We start from the raw sequence: 363 nt of genomic DNA on the forward strand, positions 1-363 counted from the left end.
CCGCGCCAACCGCCTCGCGCATCAATTGCTGGCGCAAGGTATCCGCCGTGAAGCGCGTATCGGCATCGCACTGGAGCGCAGCATCGAGATGGTCGTCGGCTTGCTGGCGATTCTCAAAGCCGGTGCCGCCTACGTGCCGCTGGATCCGGACTATCCGGCCGACCGCCTCGCACATATGGTGGAAGACGCCGGCCTGAGCCTGCTGCTGACCCACTCGGCGCTGGTGGACAAGCTGCCTGCGGCCAACATCCCGCTGGTGCTGGTGGATGTGGTGCCGGATGCGGACTATCCGGGCAGCAAGCCGGCGGTGACGGTGCATCCGGAACAGCTGGCGTATGTGATCTACACCTCGGGTTCGACGGG

The 363-nt window shown here is 65.8% G+C and carries 1 protein-coding gene; it reads left to right on the forward strand.

All coding sequences use genetic code 11. The annotated features are described in order from the left end of the window. Positions 1–363: AMP-binding protein (locus tag ACZ9W6_RS17605; RefSeq protein WP_465192490.1), on the forward strand; the 363-nt coding region annotated here is incomplete at both ends.

It is taken from the genome of Vogesella lacus, assembly GCF_979366295.1.